Origin of the sequence: Clostridium tanneri (assembly GCF_033659955.1) — a bacterium.
In the GTDB taxonomy this organism is placed as follows: Bacteria; Bacillota; Clostridia; order Clostridiales; family Clostridiaceae; genus Clostridium_AM; species Clostridium_AM tanneri.
This window is the reverse complement of record NZ_JARUJP010000003.1, coordinates 1-23,030: the sequence shown is the minus strand read 5'-3', so window position 1 is coordinate 23,030 and position 23,030 is coordinate 1. Positions and strand designations below refer to the sequence as shown.

General features: G+C 33.8%; 16 protein-coding genes and 2 pseudogenes. 3 read left to right on the top strand and 15 right to left on the bottom strand.

Features of this window, described 5'->3' with window-relative positions:
• Nucleotides 1–48: 48 nt before the first annotated feature.
• From P8V03_RS03555 to P8V03_RS03520, 8 genes and pseudogenes are all read right to left on the bottom strand, one after another.
• Nucleotides 49–1,215 (bottom strand): iron-containing alcohol dehydrogenase, encoded by a 1,167-nt coding sequence (locus P8V03_RS03555; protein ID WP_318796784.1) that lies wholly within the window; start codon nt 1,213–1,215, stop codon nt 49–51.
• 345 nt (nt 1,216–1,560) lie between these two features.
• Complete coding sequence (locus P8V03_RS03550; protein ID WP_318796783.1) at nt 1,561–3,447, bottom strand: endonuclease MutS2; 1,887 nt, start codon at nt 3,445–3,447, stop codon at nt 1,561–1,563.
• Nucleotides 3,448–3,881: 434 nt separating this feature from the next.
• A complete protein-coding gene (locus tag P8V03_RS03545; protein WP_318796782.1) occupies nt 3,882–6,242 on the bottom strand; it encodes a PEP/pyruvate-binding domain-containing protein in 2,361 nt (786 codons plus the stop codon).
• 20 nt (nt 6,243–6,262) lie between these two features.
• Nucleotides 6,263–6,895 carry a TetR/AcrR family transcriptional regulator gene (locus P8V03_RS03540; RefSeq protein ID WP_261669974.1) on the bottom strand — a complete coding sequence of 211 codons (633 nt, stop codon included), beginning with the start codon at nt 6,893–6,895 and terminating at the stop codon, nt 6,263–6,265.
• A 384-nt stretch (nt 6,896–7,279) separates the two neighbouring features.
• Nucleotides 7,280–7,813 carry an AAA family ATPase gene (locus P8V03_RS03535; RefSeq protein WP_261669973.1) on the bottom strand — a complete coding sequence of 178 codons (534 nt, stop codon included), beginning with the start codon at nt 7,811–7,813 and terminating at the stop codon, nt 7,280–7,282.
• Nucleotides 7,814–8,004: 191 nt separating this feature from the next.
• Entirely contained in the window at nt 8,005–9,921 is a 1,917-nt protein-coding gene (locus P8V03_RS03530; RefSeq protein ID WP_261669971.1) for an ABC-F family ATP-binding cassette domain-containing protein, read from the bottom strand.
• A 212-nt stretch (nt 9,922–10,133) separates the two neighbouring features.
• Entirely contained in the window at nt 10,134–10,277 is a 144-nt protein-coding gene (locus P8V03_RS03525) for a hypothetical protein (RefSeq protein ID WP_261669970.1), read from the bottom strand.
• Nucleotides 10,278–10,394: 117 nt separating this feature from the next.
• Nucleotides 10,395–11,915, bottom strand: a pseudogene (locus tag P8V03_RS03520) (phosphoenolpyruvate synthase); the annotation flags it as partial.
• Between the two features lie 100 nt (nt 11,916–12,015).
• On the opposite strand from P8V03_RS03520, the gene P8V03_RS03515 reads away from it, so the two are divergent.
• Nucleotides 12,016–13,491 carry a recombinase family protein gene (locus P8V03_RS03515; protein WP_261669969.1) on the top strand — a complete coding sequence of 492 codons (1,476 nt, stop codon included), beginning with the start codon at nt 12,016–12,018 and terminating at the stop codon, nt 13,489–13,491.
• Nucleotides 13,492–13,641: 150 nt separating this feature from the next.
• Here the strand turns inward: P8V03_RS03515 and P8V03_RS03510 are convergent, their stop codons facing one another.
• From P8V03_RS03510 to P8V03_RS03500, 3 genes are all read right to left on the bottom strand, one after another.
• On the bottom strand, nt 13,642–14,256 hold the full coding sequence (locus tag P8V03_RS03510; protein WP_318796781.1) for a recombinase family protein: 615 nt from the start codon (nt 14,254–14,256) through the stop codon (nt 13,642–13,644).
• A 758-nt stretch (nt 14,257–15,014) separates the two neighbouring features.
• Complete coding sequence (locus tag P8V03_RS03505) at nt 15,015–15,389, bottom strand: hypothetical protein (protein WP_261669967.1); 375 nt, start codon at nt 15,387–15,389, stop codon at nt 15,015–15,017.
• Between the two features lie 94 nt (nt 15,390–15,483).
• Nucleotides 15,484–15,822, bottom strand: a complete 339-nt coding sequence (locus P8V03_RS03500) for a hypothetical protein (RefSeq protein WP_261669966.1) — start codon at nt 15,820–15,822, stop codon at nt 15,484–15,486.
• A gap of 662 nt (nt 15,823–16,484) precedes the next feature.
• Here P8V03_RS03500 and P8V03_RS03495 point away from each other — a divergent pair.
• Nucleotides 16,485–16,811 (top strand): hypothetical protein, encoded by a 327-nt coding sequence (locus P8V03_RS03495; RefSeq protein WP_261669965.1) that lies wholly within the window; start codon nt 16,485–16,487, stop codon nt 16,809–16,811.
• Nucleotides 16,812–17,350: 539 nt separating this feature from the next.
• Here the strand turns inward: P8V03_RS03495 and arr are convergent.
• The 4 genes and pseudogenes from arr to P8V03_RS03475 form a co-directional block, all read right to left on the bottom strand.
• Nucleotides 17,351–17,767 (bottom strand): NAD(+)--rifampin ADP-ribosyltransferase, encoded by a 417-nt coding sequence (gene arr, locus P8V03_RS03490; RefSeq protein WP_261669964.1) that lies wholly within the window; start codon nt 17,765–17,767, stop codon nt 17,351–17,353.
• Between the two features lie 298 nt (nt 17,768–18,065).
• Nucleotides 18,066–19,166 (bottom strand): annotated as a pseudogene (locus tag P8V03_RS03485) (PEP/pyruvate-binding domain-containing protein); the annotation flags it as partial.
• A 226-nt stretch (nt 19,167–19,392) separates the two neighbouring features.
• Nucleotides 19,393–20,430, bottom strand: coding sequence for a DUF362 domain-containing protein (locus tag P8V03_RS03480; RefSeq protein ID WP_261669963.1), 1,038 nt, complete (start codon nt 20,428–20,430; stop codon nt 19,393–19,395).
• Nucleotides 20,431–20,567: 137 nt separating this feature from the next.
• Complete coding sequence (locus tag P8V03_RS03475; protein WP_261669962.1) at nt 20,568–21,497, bottom strand: exonuclease domain-containing protein; 930 nt, start codon at nt 21,495–21,497, stop codon at nt 20,568–20,570.
• A gap of 348 nt (nt 21,498–21,845) precedes the next feature.
• Between P8V03_RS03475 and P8V03_RS03470 the strand changes: the two genes are divergently transcribed.
• Complete coding sequence (locus tag P8V03_RS03470) at nt 21,846–22,982, top strand: MFS transporter (protein WP_428978960.1); 1,137 nt, start codon at nt 21,846–21,848, stop codon at nt 22,980–22,982.
• Nucleotides 22,983–23,030: the final 48 nt, after the last annotated feature.

The following is a 23,030-nucleotide window of genomic DNA, read 5'->3' as shown; positions in this document are numbered from 1 at the left end:
ACGCACCTGCTTTTAATGCAAGTGCGTTACAATTAATAAACTAGGTTTTTATAGACACATCTTAAAGATATTTTCAATATCCTGCTGCTTCAAAGCTTTGAATCCAGGTAGAACACTACCTCCGCAAGCCTTCTTAGCCATTATGCTAAAGTTATCTTGATCAATTCCTATTTCTGTGAAAGTACTCTTTAAACCAAGTGTATTGAAGAAGAAGTCAGATAACATCGCAATGCTCTTCTTTGCAACAGCCATTGGTTCCATATCCTTATCAATACCAAATACATTGCATCCGAACTGATAGAATTTTGATACTGTTGTTTCATCCAGTGTATATTCCATCCAGCGTGGTGTCAAAATAGCAAGCCCTAGACCATGGGTTATATCATAATATGCTGACAGCTCATGCTCCATTGGATGACAGCTCCATGCCTGTCTCTTGCCACCGTTTATAAAACCATTAATCGCCCAGGATGAGGTCCACATGAGGTTTGCACGAGCTTCATAGTTTTCTGGCTCTTTCATTGCTATTGGGGCATATTTGATTACAGTTTTCATAAAACCTTCTGCCGCAGTGTCTAACATATACAAATCTTGATTCATGTTAAAATACACTTCTATAATATGAGACATTATATCTACTGCACCACATGCAGTCTGATATGGACTAACTGTATAAGTATTTGTTGGGTCAAGGAAAGATACTTTTGGAAGCAACATAGGATGTATGTAACCAATTTTATCCTTTGTGTCTAAATTACTGATAACGCCACCTGCATCCATTTCCGATCCAGTAGCAGACAGTGTAAGTACTGTAATGATAGGCAGGCAATTGGTAACAGGCGTTTTTCCCGTAAGAATGTCCCATGCATCTCCATCATAGTAAGCTCCTGCTCCAATAAACTTTGTAGCATCTATGGTAGAACCTCCACCTACAGCCAGTAATACATCGATTTTCTCTTTTTTACAGATTTCTGCACCTTCATTAACAGATGTAATACGAGGATTTGGTTCAATACCTGAAAGCTCGAACAATTCAAGTCCTGCATTTTTTATCTCAGCTACAATTTTGTCATATAATCCAATTTTCTTAATAGAACCTCCACCATATGTAAGTAAAACCCGCTTACCGTACTTCTTTAGTTCCTCGCCAAGATTTCCAAGCTGGTTTTCACCAAAATATACTTTAACAGGGATATCATAAGTAAAATTATTCATTTAATTACTTCCTTTCTTATTGCTTTTACAAATTTATTTTCATTTCAACTGTAACGGGGTGGAATATTGGGATATTTCTCCAAAATTAAACTTATCTTTGCCATATCTTCAGCTGTTACTTTTACATCCCGCATTACTACTCTACTCCTTGGAGTTCACTCCAAGTCAATAGTTTTTTCTAAAAAAGTACAAAAACAATTTTACAATAAAAAGGCCAGTCAGAGTGAAAATTACTCACCTTAACTGGCTATTTGACGTGATATATGGAATCTGTACCATTGGTGTTCAATAATCTACTATAAAAATTCTTTAATCTATTCTCCACTTCTATTTATATTTGTATCTTTATTTTAAGCTTTCTTTTCTTATTTTTTTCAATGCTTTTTTAGATCCTCTCTCAATATCTCTTTCTAATTTTCTTTCTCTGTAGCTTACAAATAATTGATTTAAATCATAATCCTCTGGGTAAAGATCACTTGCCTTTAATTCTAGTTTTATTCTCTTATAATTAACTTCAATAAATTCATTGTTATATAGAACTGTTACATTATTCAATCTGTCCCTTTCCTTATATACAATGGCTGATTCATCATTTTCTAAAAGAATAACCTTATCTCCTACAGAGTATTCATATAAATTCTCAGCTTCCTGTTCCTCTTTACTTTTAGCCTTTTTACTATCCTTTATTAAATTATAATTATAATTTTTAGTATCCATATATTCTCTTGCTCTACTTATAATTGAGTCATATAATCCCATCTTTTTAGAAATGTATAGTGCATTACTAGCTCCTACTTTTCCTATACTAAGCTTATATAGCGGTTCAAGGCTTTCCTTCTCAAATTCCATAGCTGCATTTTCAAAATCAGGGTGTTCTTTTGAAAAGTTTTTTATTTCTCCATAATGAGTAGTTGCTATAGTTATACATCCCTTGTGATATAGTTCTTCTAGTATTGCAATAGCCAAAGCTGATCCTTCATTAGGCTCTGTTCCGCTGCCAATTTCATCAAACAATAATAATGTTGAATTTGTGCTTTTTCTTACTATTTCTGCTAGATTTTTTACATGTGATGAAAATGTACTTAAAGCATTTTCAACGCTTTGATTATCTCCTATATCAACAAATACATTGTTAAATACGGAAAGCTCTGTACCTTCTGTTGCTTCAATATGAAACCCAGACTGTGCTGCTAATGTGAGTAATCCAATTGTCTTTAACACTATAGTCTTTCCACCTGCATTTGGTCCTGTTATTATTAGTCCCCTGTAGCTTTTAGCAATTTCAAAATCTAAAGGCACGCTGTTCTTAATTAAAGGATATTTTGCTTTAATTATCTTAATATATCCATAGTCATTTAACTTGGGCTTAATTCCATCTATTTCTTTGCTGTATTTAGCCTTTGCTAAAATCATATCGTACTCGGATATAACCTCAATATTCATCTTTAAATCCCTTATTCTCTGAAAAAGCATATCTGTTAAAGTAGCTAATATTCTATATTCTTCAACGGCTTCTTCTGCCTTTAATACATTTAGTTCATTTGTATACTTTAATATAGTGTTTGGCTCTATAAAAACAGTACTTCCCTTTGAAGATGCTTCAACAACTGTTCCTTGAACTTGATTTTTATATGCTGCCTTAATAGGAATCGTATATTTCCCATCACGCTGGCTAATGAAGAATTCTTGAATATATTCTTTATTTTCATTGCTTCTAAGGAATTTGTCTAATCTTTCCTTTATCTTACCTTCACATATATCAATATATCTTCTTATTTTCTTTAATTCTTTACTAGCATTTGAGTCAACTATGCTTCCTTTAATTGAAATGTTTATTTCATCTTCAATGTAGCTTAAATCAGAAATATTTCCCCCATAGGCACTTAGTGTAGGTGCATATCCCTCTTTATCCTTTATGAATAGTTTCACTTTCCTGCACCCACTTAAAAAGTTTGACATCATAGTTAAATCAGCTGCATCTAAGGATGCTCCCTTTTCAATCTTATCAATAAGAGGCAGTACATTAAAGATTCCCTTTAATGGTACATGATAAGAAGCATCTATTAATGCTCTTCCTTCTGATGTTTCATTTAGTCTTTGATTTACAATTTTCATATTGCTACTTGGCTCTAATTTATCAATTAATATTCTTCCTAATCCACTAACGCAGTATCCTTTTACTATTTCTTTTAACTCATAGTAATGTAATTTTTCTAATGTTTCTTTATTCATATTAATAACCCTTCCTTGCTTTCTTTTATTACACTACAAGTCAACGAAATCTCGATAGATTTCTATTTTTTGTATAATAAAAAAAGCCATGGATACCTCCACAGCTTAAAATTCAACAATTAATAAAGGTAATTTTAATTACCTCTTTAAAGTAAATTCGTGGACTTGTATCTTCAATAGTACAAATTAATTCCATAGCAAATAAAAGGCATACTATCCTTTATTTTTTTGGAATTAATATTAAGTTAACTATTTTAGATACTAGACACTCACAAAAATACCTCTCTTCTTTGAAATCTATCTCTTATAATATATATTACTTTTAACCTAACTGTCAATGTTATTTTTACTAAACCTTCTTTATACATCCATGATATCCACTATCTCCATAAGCTGTTTTATGCTTAATCAGAACTAGAGACACCAGCTGCTGTTCAAACCAAGATATGCACAACACCTTGTCCACCCTTAACAAGTACTCTATCTCCTGTCTTAAGTCGTGTAGTAGCATTGCCGCATCCAACAACAGCAGGAATACCAAGTTCTCTGGCTACAATGGCGGCATGGGACAGAGGTGCTCCTATGTCGGTAATGATTGCTGCAGCTTTAGGAAAAAGTGGGGTCCATCCTACATTAGTGGTTGATGCTACTAATATTTCACCGGACTTAAGGTTTTCACCTTCCTCTGGATTAGTCAAAACACGCACAACTCCTTCTACTCTGCCTGCTGCTCCGGCAAAACCTTTCAGTGTTTCAGAATCAGGTACATTAACAATTTTTAAATCAGGATCATAATAATCTACTCTTCTCTTTGGATCCTCTGACCACTTAAATGGATCAAATCTTCCACGGATAATTGATGGCAATGGAGGTAGTGCTTTATATTTTTCATAAGTTTTGCGTCTAGCAGGAATATGCTTCAATGCCGATTTGTCTCCAGAAAGCAAATTCAAAACTTCATCTAGGTAGAGGAAAAATACATCCTCTCCAATTCCTGTGAGATTTCCTGCTTTAAGCGCAAAAGCACGGTTAACCCTGAATACTCTTGTCCATTCCGAACGAGCAGCTTCCCTTAAATAGCTACCTTCAGAAGCATCTGCAATTTGCTTGCTAATCTTTTTGGCTTTTCCTGGGAAATACTCTTCAAGTTTCTTTAAAGTTTTTTCATATTGGGTATGCTGCTTCTTTAGAAGTCCTTCAGCATCTACATTGGACTTTTTAAATTCCTCTATCTGTTTTTCAAGCCAGGCTTTATCTTCTGAAGGATCAGGTATGGATATCTCAAACTCATGGGGACCTCTATGGCCGTACTTCATCAAGTACTCCTCTCTGCTTAATTCCCCTTTAATAATCTTGGATATCCCCACAACTGGACCAAGACTTTCAAGTTCAGAGCTTCCTCTTAAATTCGATAGCAGTGTATTTGCATCTTCCTTTCCTAAAAGCTTTGGAAGCTCTTCATTTAACTTAAATAATCCCATCAATTTTTTTCGGGGAGCAAAACGACCAACCCACAACGCCTTACAGTTGTAAGGCCAAAGTTCCTCCTTCCAAAGAGAAAGTAATTCTTTACTAGTCTCTATTCTTTCAATACGTTCCTTTATTGTTCTACACCAGTTTGGTGTGTCCTTAAGATAATTCGGCATTGCCTTAGCAACTTCTTTAGATTTTTTTAAGGTATTCATTATTCCTGGTATCATTGCTTTTATTAATCCTAACCCTGAGTATGGATAAATAGGAATATTCATTCCTTCTGGCATCTGTCCAAATATATCATTCATTTTTTTAAGCACAGACTTATAGTCCTTACCGAAGGCAGGATATATGGATAATGCCAAATTTACATTGGAGTACATTCTTCCGCATATATTACCGGAAAATAAATAATACCCGGGAACTACCATTTGCTCCTCATCAAGGGCTCTTATTACAGACCAACTTAAGGGAGTAAAAACATCTGCCATAGCCTCACCTACATTGGTATTAGTCCAGAGGAAGTCTCCGTCCAAAGTGTCATTCAATTCATAGGTGTCCAGATTACCTGTGTTCAGTGTTGTAATAGGCCTTGCTTGAAGAATATATACTTTCCCCCTTGCAACAGCCCATTCAATATCCTGCTGGCATCCCAACTCCTTCACAAGTTTAGCAGCATGTTTATATAATTCTGAGGCATACTTCATAAAGTCATTGGGGCCTTCATATTTTCCTTTTGGTCTCATCAATTTAAAAGGATATGCATTGGCCTCCCCGGATACAAGCTGCTCTCCCAATCCATATACAAAATTACCTGCCATACTTGTGTGGCTGCCTGTAATAGGATCAGCAGTAAACAATACTCCTGAAATTTCAGACTGAACCATAAGCATAATCACCACGGCAATCTGGTGAGACTGTTCCATACCTTGAATGGTGCTGTATGCCTTTACTCTCTCTGATTCTCTTGATCTAAAAACTGTATAGATTGCTTCCCATATCTCTTTATCTGTTTTAACATTAAGGACAGTTTCAAACTCTCCTGCAAAGGAAGCCTGTGCTGAATCTTCGCTTAAAGCGGATGACCTTACTGCAAACAACGCTCCCTCATGATTTTTTCTAATGGTATTCAGATAAACCCTTATCTCGTTCCAGGCTTCATCATTAAGCTTTTGCTCCTGAAAAGCTGACGGTAAAACAACAAAACCATCAGGAACAGGATACCCGTCCTGATACATTCTAGCTAGGCTGCCACCTTTTCCTCCTGCAAACGCCTGAAGCTCAGGAGTCAAATCTTTAAAGCTTTTGACCATATTTGGCATATCAATTATCTCCTTTTTCTTTACTTATAAAAACTACTTTTTAACAGTTCAAAATAAATATTCACTTCCGATAATATTTCATCAAAATTAAGATTAGTTATAGAGTGATCCTTTATCTTTTCCTTCTCTTTGGATACAAAACCTTCCATGGTCCAAACAATAACATCTACAGCTCTTTTTATGTCAATATTCTCTTTAAATTTGGAAGTATCAAAATTATTTAGTACTTTACTATAGGCATCTATTAGGTATTCTTTATTCCTTAACTCCATATCATTTTTTACTTCATCAGAGTCTTCAAAATTAGCAGTCTTAACAAAGTCAAGCATATCAGGATATTTATTAACTAGCATAAATTGAGTTAGTAAAACCTGCTGCAATCTTTTTAAGATATCTTTTTCATCCAAATCTATTTTTCCGAAAAACTCATTCATAAGAATCTCTAAAGTATAGTCATATAAAAATATGAACAGGCCCTTTTTACTATTAAAATAGTGAAATAATGCTCCTTTCGAGATATTAGCTTCCTTTACAATCTCATCTGTCGCTGTATTTTTATATCCTTTTTTTGCGAATTCCTTTATTGCTGCATTTAATATTCGCTGTTGTTTCTCAGGTTTTAAGCTAAAAAACTTTGTAAAAATACTGTTCACCTTCTTTCTAAATAAAAAACATGTGGTTTTTGACTAAAATGGTCAATTTAAATATAACACCATTGACTATCTTAGTCAACACCTATGTATGAATAATTTTAAACACTTCTTATACCACAATGTTTATATTTTAGTTTTGCTGCTTTTCCTTGAGATATGTATTTTATTTGTTGCTCTAATTTTGCCTTGAGAAAAAAATTTATGATATTCACAGCGTTAATCAAGAACTGGATTATTTTAGCTCGAAGCCTTTATCTGATGTATTAGAATAAATCACAAAAAACCAGCTAAGGTAAAAGAGCACCTCAGCTGGTCAATCATAAAAGCTTATTCAATTTCTGAACCATCCAGCATACTGATAACAAATCTAGAATAATCGTAGATTTATCTATATTTTCCTTCCTTATCAGCCCTTCTTATAATTTCGTTAACTGTTTCCTCCGGTGACATATTAGAAGTATCTAGCCAAAGTCCTATTCTAGGCGTGCTTTCCATAAAACTCCCATATAAGCTATCAACTGTAAAACCAATGTATCCTTTCTTTCCTCTATTTTTTTCACGTTGTTCTATAGTCTTTATACTAGGGCATAACACTATAACGTAAACTTGGTAGTTCCTTAGAAGTTCGGTAAAATACGTAAGTTTATCCCCTAGATAATTGTCTTGTACAACAACAGTAAAGCCATTATCATAATACTCTTTTGCTACATTCGCAGTAATACGATACCTAATATTAAGCTGGTTTAAGGCTTCTTCACTTGGATTGTCACTCATTTCCTCTCTACCGCTTACAATCATCTTCCTAAAAACATCTCCGTGAAGATGAACACACTTTTCTAATTTTTTTGATAAGGCTTCAGCAACAGTAGACTTGCCTGCTGCCATTACACCAGTAATTACATATATTGCTTTTTCCATAACAATCAATCCTTTCCTTTGTGATACAGCTTAATCAATAATAATGTCTATTGAGCTTAATAAACTAACAACTTCAGGATAAGAAAATTTCGCTCCTTCTAAGTTATTGTTTTTAATATCAATAGCATATCCACGTGCTCCTCTAAAGTCTGCTTTCGGCATATTACACTGTAACATTAGCCATAACGCAATTATGATCTAAATCCAAAACTATCTTCTGTTAACCTATCCTGCAATTCGCCCCATTCTTCTAAATAGCCCATATTGATCTCTTCTTGTGCCATAAGTTCCTCTTGAAGCTCCGTTAGTCTTACATAATCGGAAATAACCTCTTGTGATTGAAGCTCTTCTTGAAGTTTTGCAATTTTTTCATCACATTTCTCAAGTAATATTTCAAGTTTTTTTACCCTTGTCTCTATTTTAGCCTTTTCCTTACCAGGTGTTGTAAACTTTTTCTTTTGACTCTTCTCTTTAACTACAGTTGTTTCTTTATCAACAAGTTTCTTTGCTGCCTTTTCCAAATAATCTTCATATCCGAAAGGGTAGTAGCCAACATTACCCTTATCAAATACCAGAACTGACGAAGCAATCTGTTTCACAAAATATCTATCATGAGAAACGAAAATTAGCGTGCCGGTATAGTCTTTAAGCATTTTCTCCAATGTTTCCTTGCCTATTATATCCATATGATTTGTAGGCTCATCAAGGATCAGAAAGTTTGGTCTGCGCTTTAATATTTTACACAATTCTAAACGTACCTTTTCTCCACCAGAAAGAGCATTAACCGGTTTAAATACATCCTCCTGTGTAAAAAGAAAAGCTCCAAGAGCACTGCGAACCTCTGTCTGAGTTAAATCAGGAAACTCATCCCAATATTCATCCAGTACAGTTTTATCACTTTTATACTGTGCCATATGCTGGTCAAAATATCCGATTTTAACCTTATCCCCAACGGAATATGTACCACCGAGCTTAGGAATAGCGCCAACAATGGTTTTTAAGAATGTAGATTTACCTAATCCATTGCCGCCTATAATCCCAATTTTTTCACCGCGGGTTATATTGAGTGAAACTGTTGAAAGTGTTTTACTATAGCCTATTTCCAAATCTTTTGCTCTCAATACCAACTGAACACTTTGGTACTCAGGTTCAAAATCCGCAAAAAAGCCCTTTGTATCTGCCACCTCAGAAGCTTCCACAATATCCATACGATCAAGCTGTTTTATTTTAGATTGTGCCATAGCCGCTTTGGTAGCTTTATAACGAAAACGCTCAACAAGTCCGCTTAAATGGGCAATTTCCTTTTGCTGTTCAATATGTTTCTTTTGCTGAATTTGCCATTCAAGACGCTTCTTTTCAGCAAATGCGGAGTAATTTCCAGTATATCTTGTAATTTTTCCTCGCTCAATCTCATAAACTGAGCTCGCAATTTTATCTAAAAATTCCCTGTCATGGGCAACTATAAGAACTGCCTTTTTATATTCCTTTAAATATTCTTCAAGCCATTCAATAGCATTAATATCAAGATGATTAGTAGGTTCATCCAATACCAATAAATCCGGCTTACTGAGCAAAAGCTTGATAAAGGCAATTTTAGTGCGCTGTCCTCCAGAAAACTCTGAAAGAGCCTTTGCCTTATCTTCATCAGTAAATCCAAACTGCTTAATAGCAACCTCATATTCTTTCTTATAGGTATATCCTCCAAGCAGATTATATCTTTCCTGTAATTCTGAGTATTTCTTAACTGCAGAACTATTTGAGTCACTCTCCATCTCACTAAGAAGTTTTTCCATCCTAACTTCTATATCTGATATTTCTTTGTAGGCTTTTTTCACTTCATCCTCAAGCGTAATAGTTTCATCCTCAAAGGTAATCTGCTTAAGATAACCGATAGTTATATTTCTCGCTGTACTAATAGAGGATGTTTCACCATTATCAAGCTTTGAAAGCTCATATTCACCGGAAATCAACTTAAGAAGAGTTGTCTTTCCGCATCCATTTCGTCCAACTAAAGCAACCTTTTCCCCTGCGTTTATTTGAAAATCAATATTAGATAATATTGTATTTGTGCCAAAAGCAACGCAGCCATTTGTAATTTTAACTAGCATCTAATGCACTCCTTCTAAATGTCCTTATTTCCCTTTTCAATTATATATCATTTATAGGAAACATATATAGGAAACATAAAATAATTAATGTACAACTACAGGATTTTACTATTATAGTTTTCATCATTTCCGAGGACTTTTAACAAAGAAAAAAGTTGCACTCAATACTATAATTGTGCGCAACCCAATTTTGTTTTCTGTATGGGCCATAATTAGAGATTTGATAATATTCCTTTTAGAATTTTAAGTGCCTTTTTTAATTCTTCATCGCTAGATGGAGCTGTAACAGCCAGCCTTACTGCAATGGCCAGGTATAACGTTTGATTACTGTCGGTCAATTTTGGTTTCCAACTCATTGGATAATTTCCAAAAGAATTTACAGGCATAGACATCATCCATTCTTAATATTTTAAGCAAATTTACTTGTGCATTTAGCTTGTGTAGTTTCCACAAATGTTTTATTAATTCCCTCATTATAGGATTTCTACATACCCTGCTGTTCCATTCACCCGAATTCGCTGTCCGTCTTTTATCAGTTTAGTAGCATTTTCTACTCCCACAACTGCTGGTAAGCCATATTCACGTGCGATAACTGCTCCATGGGTCATCAATCCGCCAACTTCGGTTACTAGGCCTTTTATGGATACAAACAATGGTGTCCAGCTAGGGTCAGTAAAAGAGGTGACTAATATATCTCCATCTTCTAGATTAGCATCTTCTATGTCTAAGATGACACGTGCCCTTCCCTCAAAACTTCCAGAAGAAACAGGTAGACCTGCAATAGCGCCTACTGGGAGATTTTCTCCTTTGTACTTACCTGCGGGTATTTCACCCTCAGAGGTTATAACACGTGGAGGAGTTAGTTTTTTAAATAATTTGTACTCTTCCTTTCTTTTGCTGATGGTATCATAATCCAGTTTATTTGTGCCTATCACTTGGCGAAGTTCTTCAAAGGTGAGGTAATATATATCTTCTTTTTCATGAATAACCTTTGCTTTTACCAGTCTCTCCGCTTCTTTCAGTAGAGTCTGCCTATAAATAAAGTAACGACTAATCATGCCGTATTTTGGATATTCCCTAAACCCAATAAAATTCCGGATTAAGTCAATCATTCCTTTTGTCTCTTTGGCTTTTTCTTCACCATCCGGTAATTGCTTCAATCCTTCTAATAACTCATGTTCTTTCTTCAAAGCTTCCTGTCGCCCTTGCTCAAATTTTTGATGTCTAGCATTAGGCTCAAAATTTTTGATATTATTTAGAATCATGGGTATAAGTGTAGTTGGTTTTTCGCTGAAGCGAGGTCTAGTAATATCAATCTCTCCGCTGCATCGCATTCCGTATTTGTCAATATAAGAATAGATAGCGTCTTGGATTTCCTTACCACCATTAAACTTAACCAGTTCATCCAAAAACTTGTCATCTTTTACATGTTGTAAATAATCGATTACTTCTGGATAAGGACGAATTACATCTGCCACATCCAATAGTTCCAGACCCATTTCCGAAGTAATATTGTTTGGTACAGATTGAGAAAGTATATCTGCTGCGTTCTTTTCACCTAACCACTTATTCATTTTTTCATTAATCCAATATGAAGCATTTATAGCAGCCATAAATACTGCTGAACTTTGTGGGTCAAATAAAATCCTCTTTAACTCTTGAATATCTTCTAGTATAAAATCTATTAAATCTGTTCCTGATTTCCCTTGGATGTTTTGTTTTAACTCTTCTATGGATCTTTGACTTTTCTCAATCAAATCAAAAACGATTGACGGACTGTTTTTGATTTGTGCTTGAGGATCTACAGGAGACTTAACCTTATTGCTGTTACCAGAGCTCTGCTCTTTCTTATCATTCGGTAAAGATTTTATAAAATCTCCCTCTATTATGGTCATAAGTGAGTCTTTCATGAGAGGATCGTGTTGCCCCATGTTATTTAATAACACTTTTCTGATGTCAGGTGAAGCAAGCATTTGTGTCACATCAACAAACATATCCCTTTAGCACATTTAAATATAATGTCCCATTTATCAGACTTGACTTGTTAAATAGATTATAGCAATAAAAATTTAAAATAAGAAGGAGATTAAAAAAATGAATGAGATTAAGCACGTTGCCATTTATTTAAGGATATCAAGGGAAAAGCAAGAAACGGAAGACACGTTACAAAGCCATAGAGAAAGATTAACGAGACTATGCAATGAAAGAAATTATAACTATACTATATTCGAAGAAGTTATAAGTGGTCATGCAGATATGGAGGACAGAGTAGCTTTAACCCAAATGCTTGATACATTACATTTGTATGATGCTTTAGTTGTTGTAGATGTTTATAGAATTGCAAGAAGGTTAAAAATCGCCGCAGAAGTATATGAAAAAATTGAAAAGCTTAATATTCCAATAATCACACCCGACAAACAGTATAATATGAGTGATATTATGGTACTAAAATTTCAAGCTATTTTGGCAGAAGAGGAATACAAACACATTGTAAAAATAATGTTAGCTGGCAAGGTAGACAAGACCCTACGTAAAGAGAATGTTAATGCACGTCCCCCTTTTGGCTATGATGCTGTAAAAATAGATGGTAAAAGAACCTTTGTCCCTAATCAGTATGCTGAAACAGTAAAAGAGATATTTAACCTAGCATTAAACGGATATGGTACTAAACACATTGCTGAAATGGTGGATAAACCTGCCAAGTCCGTACATTGTATTTGTACCAATGAAGGGTACACAGGGACTATAATCTATAAAGATTTAAGAGTAGAGGACGCATTTGAACCAATAATCTCCAAGGATGATTTTATAAAGGTACAAGAAGGTTTGAAAAGTAGGAATACTTTAGAAGGGGGTAAAAGAGGCAGATTCAGGGGGAAGGTACTAAACATATTAAAAGACATCCTGTATTGCGATGAGTGTGGAAATAAGCTATTCTTTCAAATGTCTAATAGGAATACTAATCATCCTTCTTTGATGGTAAGAAATTGTACCTGTGGCAAGAACAAAGGTATTAAAGCAGACAAAATAATGAATGATTTCTACTCCCAAATAGATTATATAGAATTAATGTTAAGGGAAGAATGGCAGAAGGTATTAAATACCCCTGTTATAGATACAACGGAAATATTTGAATCACAAATACAGGATTTAGAGAAGAAGAAAACCAAGCTGACTAAGAGGTTATCCAATGCCAAGGAAATGAGATTAGACGGAGAAATCAATAGAGTTGAATTTGAAGAAATTAAAAATGATATAGGGGTACAATTACAAGATTTAGATAAAAGCATAGCCGAAATTTCTAGTAGAATTGATTCCCTAGACAAAACTAAGGTATCTAATGAGTACCAAGAGAAGCTTGAATTAATAGGTAGAATCAATAGCCTTAAATCCATTCCGTCAAAGGGTACATTCCCTATAACTACACTACCTTTAATAGAGGATAAGGAACAGGCAAACCGATTGCTTAGACTACTCTTGGACAAGGTATTTTTGGGATGGGAAACTGATGAAAATGGCATTGAGGATTTTAGATTAACTGTATTACCTAAGAAAGTATTTAATATATGACATTTAGTAACCTCCTTGGTACAAGTGTATTGACTAAGGGGGTTTTATTTTCCCTTAAGGAAAGCCTTTATTATAATAAAGTTTTAACTAATCTGTAAAGGAATCGGAGGGAATATACAAATATAACCCAATAAAAAAAGAACTACAAACCTATTGTTCATAGTCTTTTACTAATTTATAAAAGGTTGTCTTTTTAAGGTTTAATATATCCATTGCTTTTACGGCTGATATACTTCCTTCCTTCCATTCAGCATAAACATTACTAAACTCTTTTGGATACTCAACCGAAGGTCTACCAAACTTTAGACCTTTTGCTTTTGCAGATGCTATTCCCTCTGCTTGTCTTTGTTTTATTTTAATTCTTTCCTTTTGTGCCATATATGACAATAGTTCAAACACTATATTAGATATTAGGCTTTTTTCTAAATCTGTCTTATTTGTAGTGTTCAGTATAGGGGTATCAATTACAATAATGTTTACCCCTTGTTTTAACAGTTCGTGCCACTCTTCTTTTATCCTTTGCATATCTCTGCCAAGTCTATCAAGTTCTTTAATTATTAAAGTATCTCCATCCCTTAAATTAAGCTTTAAAGCCTTGTAGTTTTCCCTGTTAAAGTCCTTTCCACTTGCTTTGTCGGTGTAAATATCACGTTCATTTATAACAATATTGTTCTCTTTACAGTAATCATTTAAAGCCTGTACTTGTCTATCTGTATTCTGTTCAAGTGTACTTACTCTTATGTAAGCAAATGTTTTATTTTTCATTGTATATCATTCCTTTACAATAAACTCATTAATCATATAATAACAGTATAGTTCGTAATAGTCAATATATAATTACGAACGTTCACAATATTATTTAGCAACTTTAACGGACGATAAATGTTGTGTTTTTAAATAGTCCGTAATTGTATACTTTTATGAACTCATATAAGGAATATCAATAATGACCCAAATGCAAATAGGTAGGGGGTAGGTAATAAATTTCCCCTTATACATTTGGGACTTAATGCCAACAAAGTTTACGATTTTACATTTAGACTTTCCGTTAATTGGCTTCCCTTTATGTATTAGCTAACTCAACTTTTTAAGATTGAAGTTAATTAAAGGACTTATACCCTTCCCATATGACTTAAGATTTAAAATACCCTAGCTACCTATAGGAAAAATTAAAAGCAAGTTGATTATAAAAAGATGTTTTCCGTATCAGACAAGCCTTAAAAAATAGTTTTGGGTATTTTGTCCCATTTAGGTAAAATAACTTGTTAAATTACTATAAGGGGGTTTTTATTAGAAAAAGAAATAATATCCGTTAGGATATAGATACTAATAGAAACCTCTAGAATAACGGAGAGATTAATGATGTAAGCTATCGGAAAGATGGGTAAATAAAAAGAAAATGCCTTACTATCTGTTAATTTAGATAGCAAAGCTATTTCTACATTCCTGTATAGGTTGAAGCTGTTTAAAAATCTAGTTAAGGCTTCTTTAGTTCATCATATGAGAATACGAACTAGTTAGATTTATTTTGCTTGATGTAAAATTTCAATATCTCCATCTACAAATCCAACACCAACACCTTGTAGTTCTTGAAGTACATTGGCAAGTTTTCCGTCTTGAAGATATTTTTCTATCATTTTTGTTATAAAGGATAAACCATCTTCCCAATTTTCAATATCATCAGTTCGAGGTATAAGAAATACATCTTCTCCTGTTGTAAATATCTCTTCACACACCCAATCCTCATCTTCTTCATCAAATGTATCTGTTCCAATTAATTGGATATCATATGTTTGGTTTGAACCCTCATACAAATTAAAGTTAACTGCAATCACATCTGACGGAAGTTGTTGCAAATTACTATCTACCCATTTTGAAAAATCTTCATAATATAACATATGTACCTTCCTTTCTTTTCTCACAAAACATATATTTATTCGTCTTAATTTAAACTTGTAACACAAGATAACAACATTCCTAATTAGTAATCCCTCATTCTAAAACAAAATAATCATCGAATGTTTCCCCTGAAAAATTAAAAAGCAAACTATAGTAACCAATATATTTGTTTTTATATTCTAACTTTAAGTATGCTTCAATAAATTCGTGGTTTTCATTATATTCTTCATAAAAGGTATCCCAATTCATAATTTTAAGTGCTATCTTATCTGTCCATATAGTTAATGAACCTTTATCAAATAAGCCAAAGTATTCATCATATTCATCAGGACTCTCTACCTTATATTTTTCAAAGCATCGCCAAAAGCTTTCAATAGTCCTTTGTTTAATATTATTTTCAATTACCCATTTTTTCAGTTCATTACCATTCATAATATACCTCAATGCAAAAGAGACGTTACTTCGTATAATTTTACAAGTACCAACTAACTTCATTATACATGGATTGCATAACTTTATCTAGAAGTAATGTATATGATTTTCAACATCAATCTTTAACATAGCTTAGCTATTAAACAATAACTTCCGTCGTCCCTGAATAGCTTAACAGGTTCATTTAGTTTAGTCCCTTTATATTCCAATTAGATTTCCTCCAAGACCTTCTATATAGTTATTTACCGAGTTGAGTAAATGGATGGAACAACTGCAAATAAAAAAATATAGTACGTTACTCATCTGTACAGGGACAAGTTTACGGAAAAGGCACCCTGTCTAGTCCCCTTTTTTATAAACTCTTATTCCTTATCTACTATATAACGGATTAAATCCTTAATATCTAATATATCTATAACGAAGTAATCTCCTACTTTAGTAGGTAAATTAATGTTATTAGTAATAGTATTGGTAATGGTTTGTATTAATATAGGTGTGTATTCAGTACCATAGTTTTAGGTACTCTGTACCATTACCCTGTGTACAAAATACCACTACCTAGGTACTCTGTCCCATACCTCCCCTTTTGCTTGTTAGATAAGTATAGGCTTCTTAAAAATGAAGCTTACGAAGTATAACTTAAAATAAAGGGGTGTAAAATTATGGCTAGAGAAAAATTCTACACAATGGAGAGTGTAGACTTAGAGAAAGAATATAGACTAACCTTGGCAGATAGTAGGGTATTAGGTGTATTAGTTGGAATATACCAAAATACTAAGTATAGGGATGAGTATGGCAAAAAATATGCTTGTCCTTCATACCAACAGTTATCCGAATATACAAACCTATCTATAGAACAAATCAGAAAGAAGTCCGTCCCTAAGTTAAGGAAATTAGGTTTAATTGTTAGTGACGGACAACCTTATAAAAAAGAAGGGGTTGCCAAAAGGTATTATTTGAATGACGAAATAATTAAAAAATATTTCTAGTGGGGTACTAATAAAGAGTAGAAAAAAGGTGGTTAGTTAAATGATGATGATACATTTGTTATAATGAAGTTTCACTATGATGAAGTGATAGCACGGATTTGTGATGCAAATGTAGAACTATTACTTAGGAACGAGGATGTTTAAAATTTCTCCTTTTTATGTCCTTGGTACGAATGCATGGAAAATTTACGCATTTGTATTTAGCAAAGTCATAATTTTACCCCTTCAAAATTGACCTAATCCCCCTCTAGAATGAGTATTTCCAATGTTTTTATAAGTGTCAATGTATGTCATAAAAACTCTTTTTATATAATACCTTGATATACTATCTAGCACAGGCATTGACGGACAGTAGGTAATAAAATAGTTATTAATTTAGGGGTAATGGGTTAATTCTCATTACCCTTTTTCTTTACCTTTTCTCATTCAAAAAATTATGCACCTATTCTCCACTTTTATTTTAGGCTATGCTGAAGAATAATGTTGATTTTACAACATAAAAAGAAGCCTTGCAATGTTGTTAATTGTATATTTATGGATTAATCGTATATTACATTTTTTCCTTCTTCACTTAACTTTTTTAAAGATGAAAGCATATGATTTATTTCTTCATCGGAATGTCTTTCCCATGAACCTAATTCAGCTATTATTTTCAAAGGAGATTTAGACCTATAAGAACGTGTTGGATTTCCAGGAAATCTTTTGTCAGTTAAGTTCGGGTCATTTTCAAATTCACCTAATGGTTCTATAATGTAAATTCTTTCTTTTGAGTTAGATTTCGCTAATTCAGCACCCCATTTAGCAGCATTTAATGTTCCAGTAAAATAGATATAGTTTGATTTTTTATCCTGGTAATTTGATAAGTGTTGTGGTTTTAATAAATCTCCAAGTTTTAGTTCTGCTTTAGTACCATGAAAAAAAGGACCACTATCTAAAACATCTTTTTTGCCATTCATACTGATACACTCCTTTTATATTTTTAAATTTAACATATCATTATTGTATAAAAATAAGTCCTAAGTTGTTTCTGCCTGTGAAATAAATATTAAAAAATCTTTAGCTTACTCTATGAAAAAATCATATAGTTAAATGGTACTTTTATTGGTATAATTTAATGGGTAATGTAATTGTATCTTTTATAATGAAAAAATTTTTTATAGGTTTTCTATAGGAAATTTTAAAAGGAATTAACTCCGTTATATATGGAAGCCTTGATTTAAGCCACTTTAACGTTAGTTGTGCTAAGTGGACAAGTACAAACAACCTTCCACCAGCTTTAGACATAGGTCTAGCTGCTGTTAACTGCCATAAAGACAATCCCAATGGTTTCATGGCGTCTGTCATCATCTGTTGATGACCTACAGATACATAAACGTGATTTTCATGGTCATTTGCTTCAGGGATTGGGTATAAAGTAGTGATTGGGCGGCTCTGGACAATATAAAATGTATCATCAGCCAAACACCATTCGATGTCCTGTGGGCAGCGGAAATGTTCTTCGATCTTTCTGCCCATGTGCGCGAGGCTCAAAATCTGTTCAGACCTCAGCACTTGCTTATCCTGTATCTCAGGCTCAATCTCATATTCTTTTGTGCCGCCATCTTTTAAGGCATAAATAGCTAGCTTCTTGGTAGATATCTTCTTATCAATAACCTTACCATCACGGACTTTATAGTTATCAGCATTCACTAGGCCGGAGACCAAGGCTTCACCAAGTCCGAAGCTGGCATCAATGGATAACACCTTTCTATTAGAAGTGACGGGATCTGCAGTAAACAAAATTCCTGCTGCCTCTGGGAAGATCATCTTCTGAACAACTACAGACAGGTGGACTTTACGGTGGTTGAAGCCATTTTTAAGGCGGTAAGTTACTGCCCTCGCAGTAAATAGCGATGCCCAGCACTTACTGATATGCTTTAGGATTGCCTCCCTTCCGATAATGTTCAGATACGTATCTTGCTGGCCGGCAAAGGAGGCTGTCGGTAAATCCTCTGCAGTTGCGCTAGATCGCACTGCATAGGCATCTTTTTTACCAAACTTTGTGAGATAACCCATGATCTCTTCTTCTATATCTTCAGAAATAGATATTCTTTCGATGACCATGCGAATTTTCCTGCTAACTCCACCAATTTTTTTCCTATCTTCCACTCTAAGACGGGATAACTCATCTAATAAACTTTTAAGTTCCTGATTATTTCCAGTTATCTTTTTATATGCTTCTGTAGTAACACAAAAACCATCTGGTACTAATATCCCCGGAGTCTTGGATAGTTCCCCTAGGTTGGAGCCTTTACCCCCAACCATGGAAATCTTTGTTTTGTCAATTTCCTGAAAGCTAAGCACATATGAATTCACACACATTCTCCTTCCTCTTTTCCAGGTGTAGTTGAAACAATTCTCTATGAAATAATGTCTGCTCTTATAATACACACAATAAGCGCACATTATAAGCCTGTTATTTAAAAATTTCATATGATATAATATAATTGGGAGGAAGAAAGATAATGTACTTAAGGCCTCAGTTTTTGTACTGAGACCTCAAATAAGTTTTTTTATTATCCATTAAATCTTACTTTCTAGATTACTCATTGCTTTCAGTTATTACCTCATTAAGCTCATACTCCATTATTCCCAGTCCTATTTTTTCTGCATGCATAAGAGATTGCCTGCCTTTTTCAAAAAGCTTTTTTCCGCTGCTTTTCTGAACTAAGTCCAGACATGCTGTATCCAAGGCAACAGGATCCTTTCCAGCAAGAATACCAATATTACCTGCAATTGGTTTCATAGCTGTTCCGGCGCAGTCACACTCCTTGGTGATATTGTGAACAAAGGTAATATATATGATGTCCTTGTCTTTTGATGCTCCGTAGGCATACTCTGAAAGTTTCTCAAGAAAATGAGATCCTCCCCAGGTATTTTCAATTGCACCTTCAGGGCAAACAGCAATACACCCTGCGCAGCCAATGCATTTACTTTCGTCAATAACCGCAGTATCTGGCTTCTGGATGGCACCAAAGTTGCATTTATTCACACAAATACCACAGGAAATACATTTTTCAGCATCTACTACAGGAGATATTCCAGAGTGCTGCTCTAGCTTTCCTCCTCTAGCAGCAAAACCCATAGCAAGCTGTTTTAGAGCACCACCAAATCCCGCTGCAACATGACCTTTAAAATGGCTCATAACAATAAATTGTTTGTATTTTCCATATCCCTTACCTATTTTACATTTGCTTATATATTCCTTATTTATTTCTACTTCATCGTACTCTGTTCCAATGTCTCCGTCTGCAATTATAATTGGAATCTGTGTAAAGCCATGGGATTTTGCTGTCTCAATATGAAGCTCTGTAGTAGTTCTTGATCCTCTATATAATACATTAGTTTCGATATAAGATGGGGACACTCCCTCTTCTTTTAGATAGTTTATAATTTCATCGTAGCACTTTGCCGGAATAAAGGTTTTGTTTCCTTTTTCACCGAAATGCACTTTTATAGGCACTTCTTTTTCAAAGCTATGCTCCGTTTCTGATACTATTCTCTTCAAAAGTTCCAAAGCATCTTTTCCAAGCTTACTGTAATCGGATCCTGAATTTTTAATAAAATATACTTTACTCAAGTTGACACCTTCTCTTTTCATTTTTTATTTATATTATTCCCTAGGAATTCCCATACTTTCCTCATGACACATGTTATATGTATATTTCTTTCGTTCTAAATATTTTTTGAAAGGATTAACCTTTTTATGCACAAATATCAAGAACCCTTCCTCATATTTAAAAATTCTTCTTCATTTAAAAACCTTATATTCTGTCCTTCTGCATTTAAATCTGTTGCCTTTTTAAGCTTATTACTCATTTCTTCCCTACGCAAATCTTTAACATCTTTCATATTAGTCACTAGAATTGTTGTCTTTTTTGTAACAGAGCTTCCTGTTGCCCCTCCAAGCCTTCTAACTAATCTCATGGCTTCATCTCTAGACATGGAAGTTAACCTTCCTGTAAATACAACCACTTCATTTCTAAATAGATCCTTTTCTAGCCTTTCAAATATAGTTTCTTTTTTATGATCATAAATTCTATTAGATGTTTTAATGCCACTTCCTTTAGATGATGATGGTTTATATCCACTGCTGTCTGCTATTCCAATAGTTACACCTATTAATTTAGATATTTCATTAATATCCCCACACTTTAATTCTTCTGATATATTAAGCAATATGTTACTACAGGCGAGAGCATCCTGCAGTGCATCGTGATGCTTAAACTCATATCCTAAAAAATCATTCACTGTATTCAATTTTGCATTTTCAATTCCTTTATAAAAGTTTCTAGCAAGTTTCATTGTGCAAATATATTTAAAACTAGGCAGTTCTATATCATAAAGTTCTGCACTCTTTCTTAAAACGGATATATCAAAGGAAGCGTTGTGTGCTATCACTAAATTTTCATTAAAATAATGCTTAATTTTCTCCCATACTTTATCAAACCCTGGTTCATTCTCAACCATGGCTGGTCTTATTCCATGAATTCCAATATTAATTGGCATGAATCTCATTTCCTTAGGTCTTATTAAATGGTGTATTTTTTCTACAACATGTCCATTTTTCACAACAACAATACCAATTGAGCATGCACTGTTTCTTTTTTCATTTGCAGTCTCAAAATCTATAGCTATAAAATTCATCTATATTCTCCTCAATGTTATAATAAAAATCTCTATATGACTCTCATTAGTGTTTTCTCTCAATTTTATTATTTCATTATTTATAATCTCTGGAGCAAATTCATATAAAGTAAAGACTATTACCAAGTTCATATCGCAAGTATTACGGAAAATTTACAACTTCGACTAAACCTAAAGGCAATTATATCATATAAATCTTTTTATTTCATTATTCTATTATCCATTGAAAAGATTACTTTGCTTTTGTAAATTTATACGAAATAGTGAAGGGGTTATATCAGATGCAGGCACTTTAAATATTTCATTTTCATAAACTAACTAATGTAATATTACTTAAAGGTGATGAATGTGTGTTTTAACCTAAAAGAGACCATGTATCTTCTTACAGGGTGGCTTACCTTATTTATTATTGGCACTGATTTATTTGTTATCTCCCCTTTGTTACCATTTATAGCCAAAGAATATGAAATAACTCCTGCTGCTGCAAGGTGGATAGTTACCGTGTTTTCACTTATTTATGCCATTAGTGCGCCATTTTTTGGGTGGCTTTCAGATCACAAAGGCCGCCGTCTTTTCATTGTTTCCGGTTTATTATCCTTTTGCTTATCCAATTTTTTAACAGCTATTTCTTCTACCTTCACCATGTTAATAATTAGTCGTATTTTTGCTGGTTTATCTGTTGCCTCTATAACCCCGTTAGTCTACGCAATTATTAGCGATATAGCATTACCTGAACGTAGGGGTACATGGCTTTCTGTAGTAGTATCTGGACATCTTATGGCTTTATGGGCAGGAGCACCTATCGGAACTCTGTTAGAACAATTTCTTGGATGGCGTTCTGTTTTTATATCTCTAGCTGCAATTGCTTTTTTTCTATCAATTTTAAACTTTAAAGTTTGGGCATCAACAAGTAAAGCACATTTAGCAGAAAAATTGACAAAAGGCCGCCCAATAAAAATTATATTCGCAGTTAGTGCAACTACTTTTTGGGCCATTGCAATGTATGCCCTTTATGTATTTCTTGGAACAGGATTGGTTTTATATAACCATTTTTCTTCAGATGAACTTACAACTTCAATTACTGCCTATGGTATGGGGGCTGTAATTGGTAGTTTATCCAGTGGGAGAGTTACTGATAAAATTGGTGCAAGAATGGTATCAATATTCAGTACAGCCATGCTTATGGGCATCCTTGTACTATTAGGCATTTTCTTTTCATCAGAAACTTTGGTTTATTTTTTGTTGTTTTTGTGGGCACTTGTTGGATATACCTCCTTTACTTCATATCAAGCTCGTTTAGCAGAAAGTTTTCCAGAAACTCGTGGAATGGCACTTGCCTTAAACAACACAGCATTATATATTGGAATTACGCTTGGTTCTATATTAGGAAGCTTTGTAATTTCCAAGTTTGGGTTTTATATTTTGCCATTTATCTGCAGTGGAATAGCATTAATCAGTAGTTTAATATGTTCCATAAGGAAATAATTAATTTTGCAATAAACAAGAAAAGACCCAAATATTGATTTTAGTAAA

What these genes read in the sequence shown, in the direction of transcription:
- P8V03_RS03555 (WP_318796784.1), bottom strand. Translation starts at nt 1,215, where the DNA reads ATGAATAATTTTACTTATGATATCCCTGTTAAAGTATATTTTGGTGAA.
- P8V03_RS03550 (WP_318796783.1), bottom strand. Translation starts at nt 3,447, where the DNA reads ATGAATAAAGAAACATTAGAAAAATTACATTACTATGAGTTAAAAGAA.
- P8V03_RS03545 (WP_318796782.1), bottom strand. Translation starts at nt 6,242, where the DNA reads ATGCCAAATATGGTCAAAAGCTTTAAAGATTTGACTCCTGAGCTTCAG.
- P8V03_RS03535 (WP_261669973.1), bottom strand. Translation starts at nt 7,813, where the DNA reads ATGGAAAAAGCAATATATGTAATTACTGGTGTAATGGCAGCAGGCAAG.
- P8V03_RS03530 (WP_261669971.1), bottom strand. Translation starts at nt 9,921, where the DNA reads ATGCTAGTTAAAATTACAAATGGCTGCGTTGCTTTTGGCACAAATACA.
- P8V03_RS03525 (WP_261669970.1), bottom strand. Translation starts at nt 10,277, where the DNA reads ATGAGTTGGAAACCAAAATTGACCGACAGTAATCAAACGTTATACCTG.
- P8V03_RS03515 (WP_261669969.1), top strand. Translation starts at nt 12,016, where the DNA reads ATGAATGAGATTAAGCACGTTGCCATTTATTTAAGGATATCAAGGGAA.
- P8V03_RS03510 (WP_318796781.1), bottom strand. Translation starts at nt 14,256, where the DNA reads ATGAAAAATAAAACATTTGCTTACATAAGAGTAAGTACACTTGAACAG.
- P8V03_RS03505 (WP_261669967.1), bottom strand. Translation starts at nt 15,389, where the DNA reads ATGTTATATTATGAAGATTTTTCAAAATGGGTAGATAGTAATTTGCAA.
- P8V03_RS03500 (WP_261669966.1), bottom strand. Translation starts at nt 15,822, where the DNA reads ATGAATGGTAATGAACTGAAAAAATGGGTAATTGAAAATAATATTAAA.
- P8V03_RS03495 (WP_261669965.1), top strand. Translation starts at nt 16,485, where the DNA reads ATGGCTAGAGAAAAATTCTACACAATGGAGAGTGTAGACTTAGAGAAA.
- arr (WP_261669964.1), bottom strand. Translation starts at nt 17,767, where the DNA reads ATGAATGGCAAAAAAGATGTTTTAGATAGTGGTCCTTTTTTTCATGGT.
- P8V03_RS03475 (WP_261669962.1), bottom strand. Translation starts at nt 21,497, where the DNA reads ATGAATTTTATAGCTATAGATTTTGAGACTGCAAATGAAAAAAGAAAC.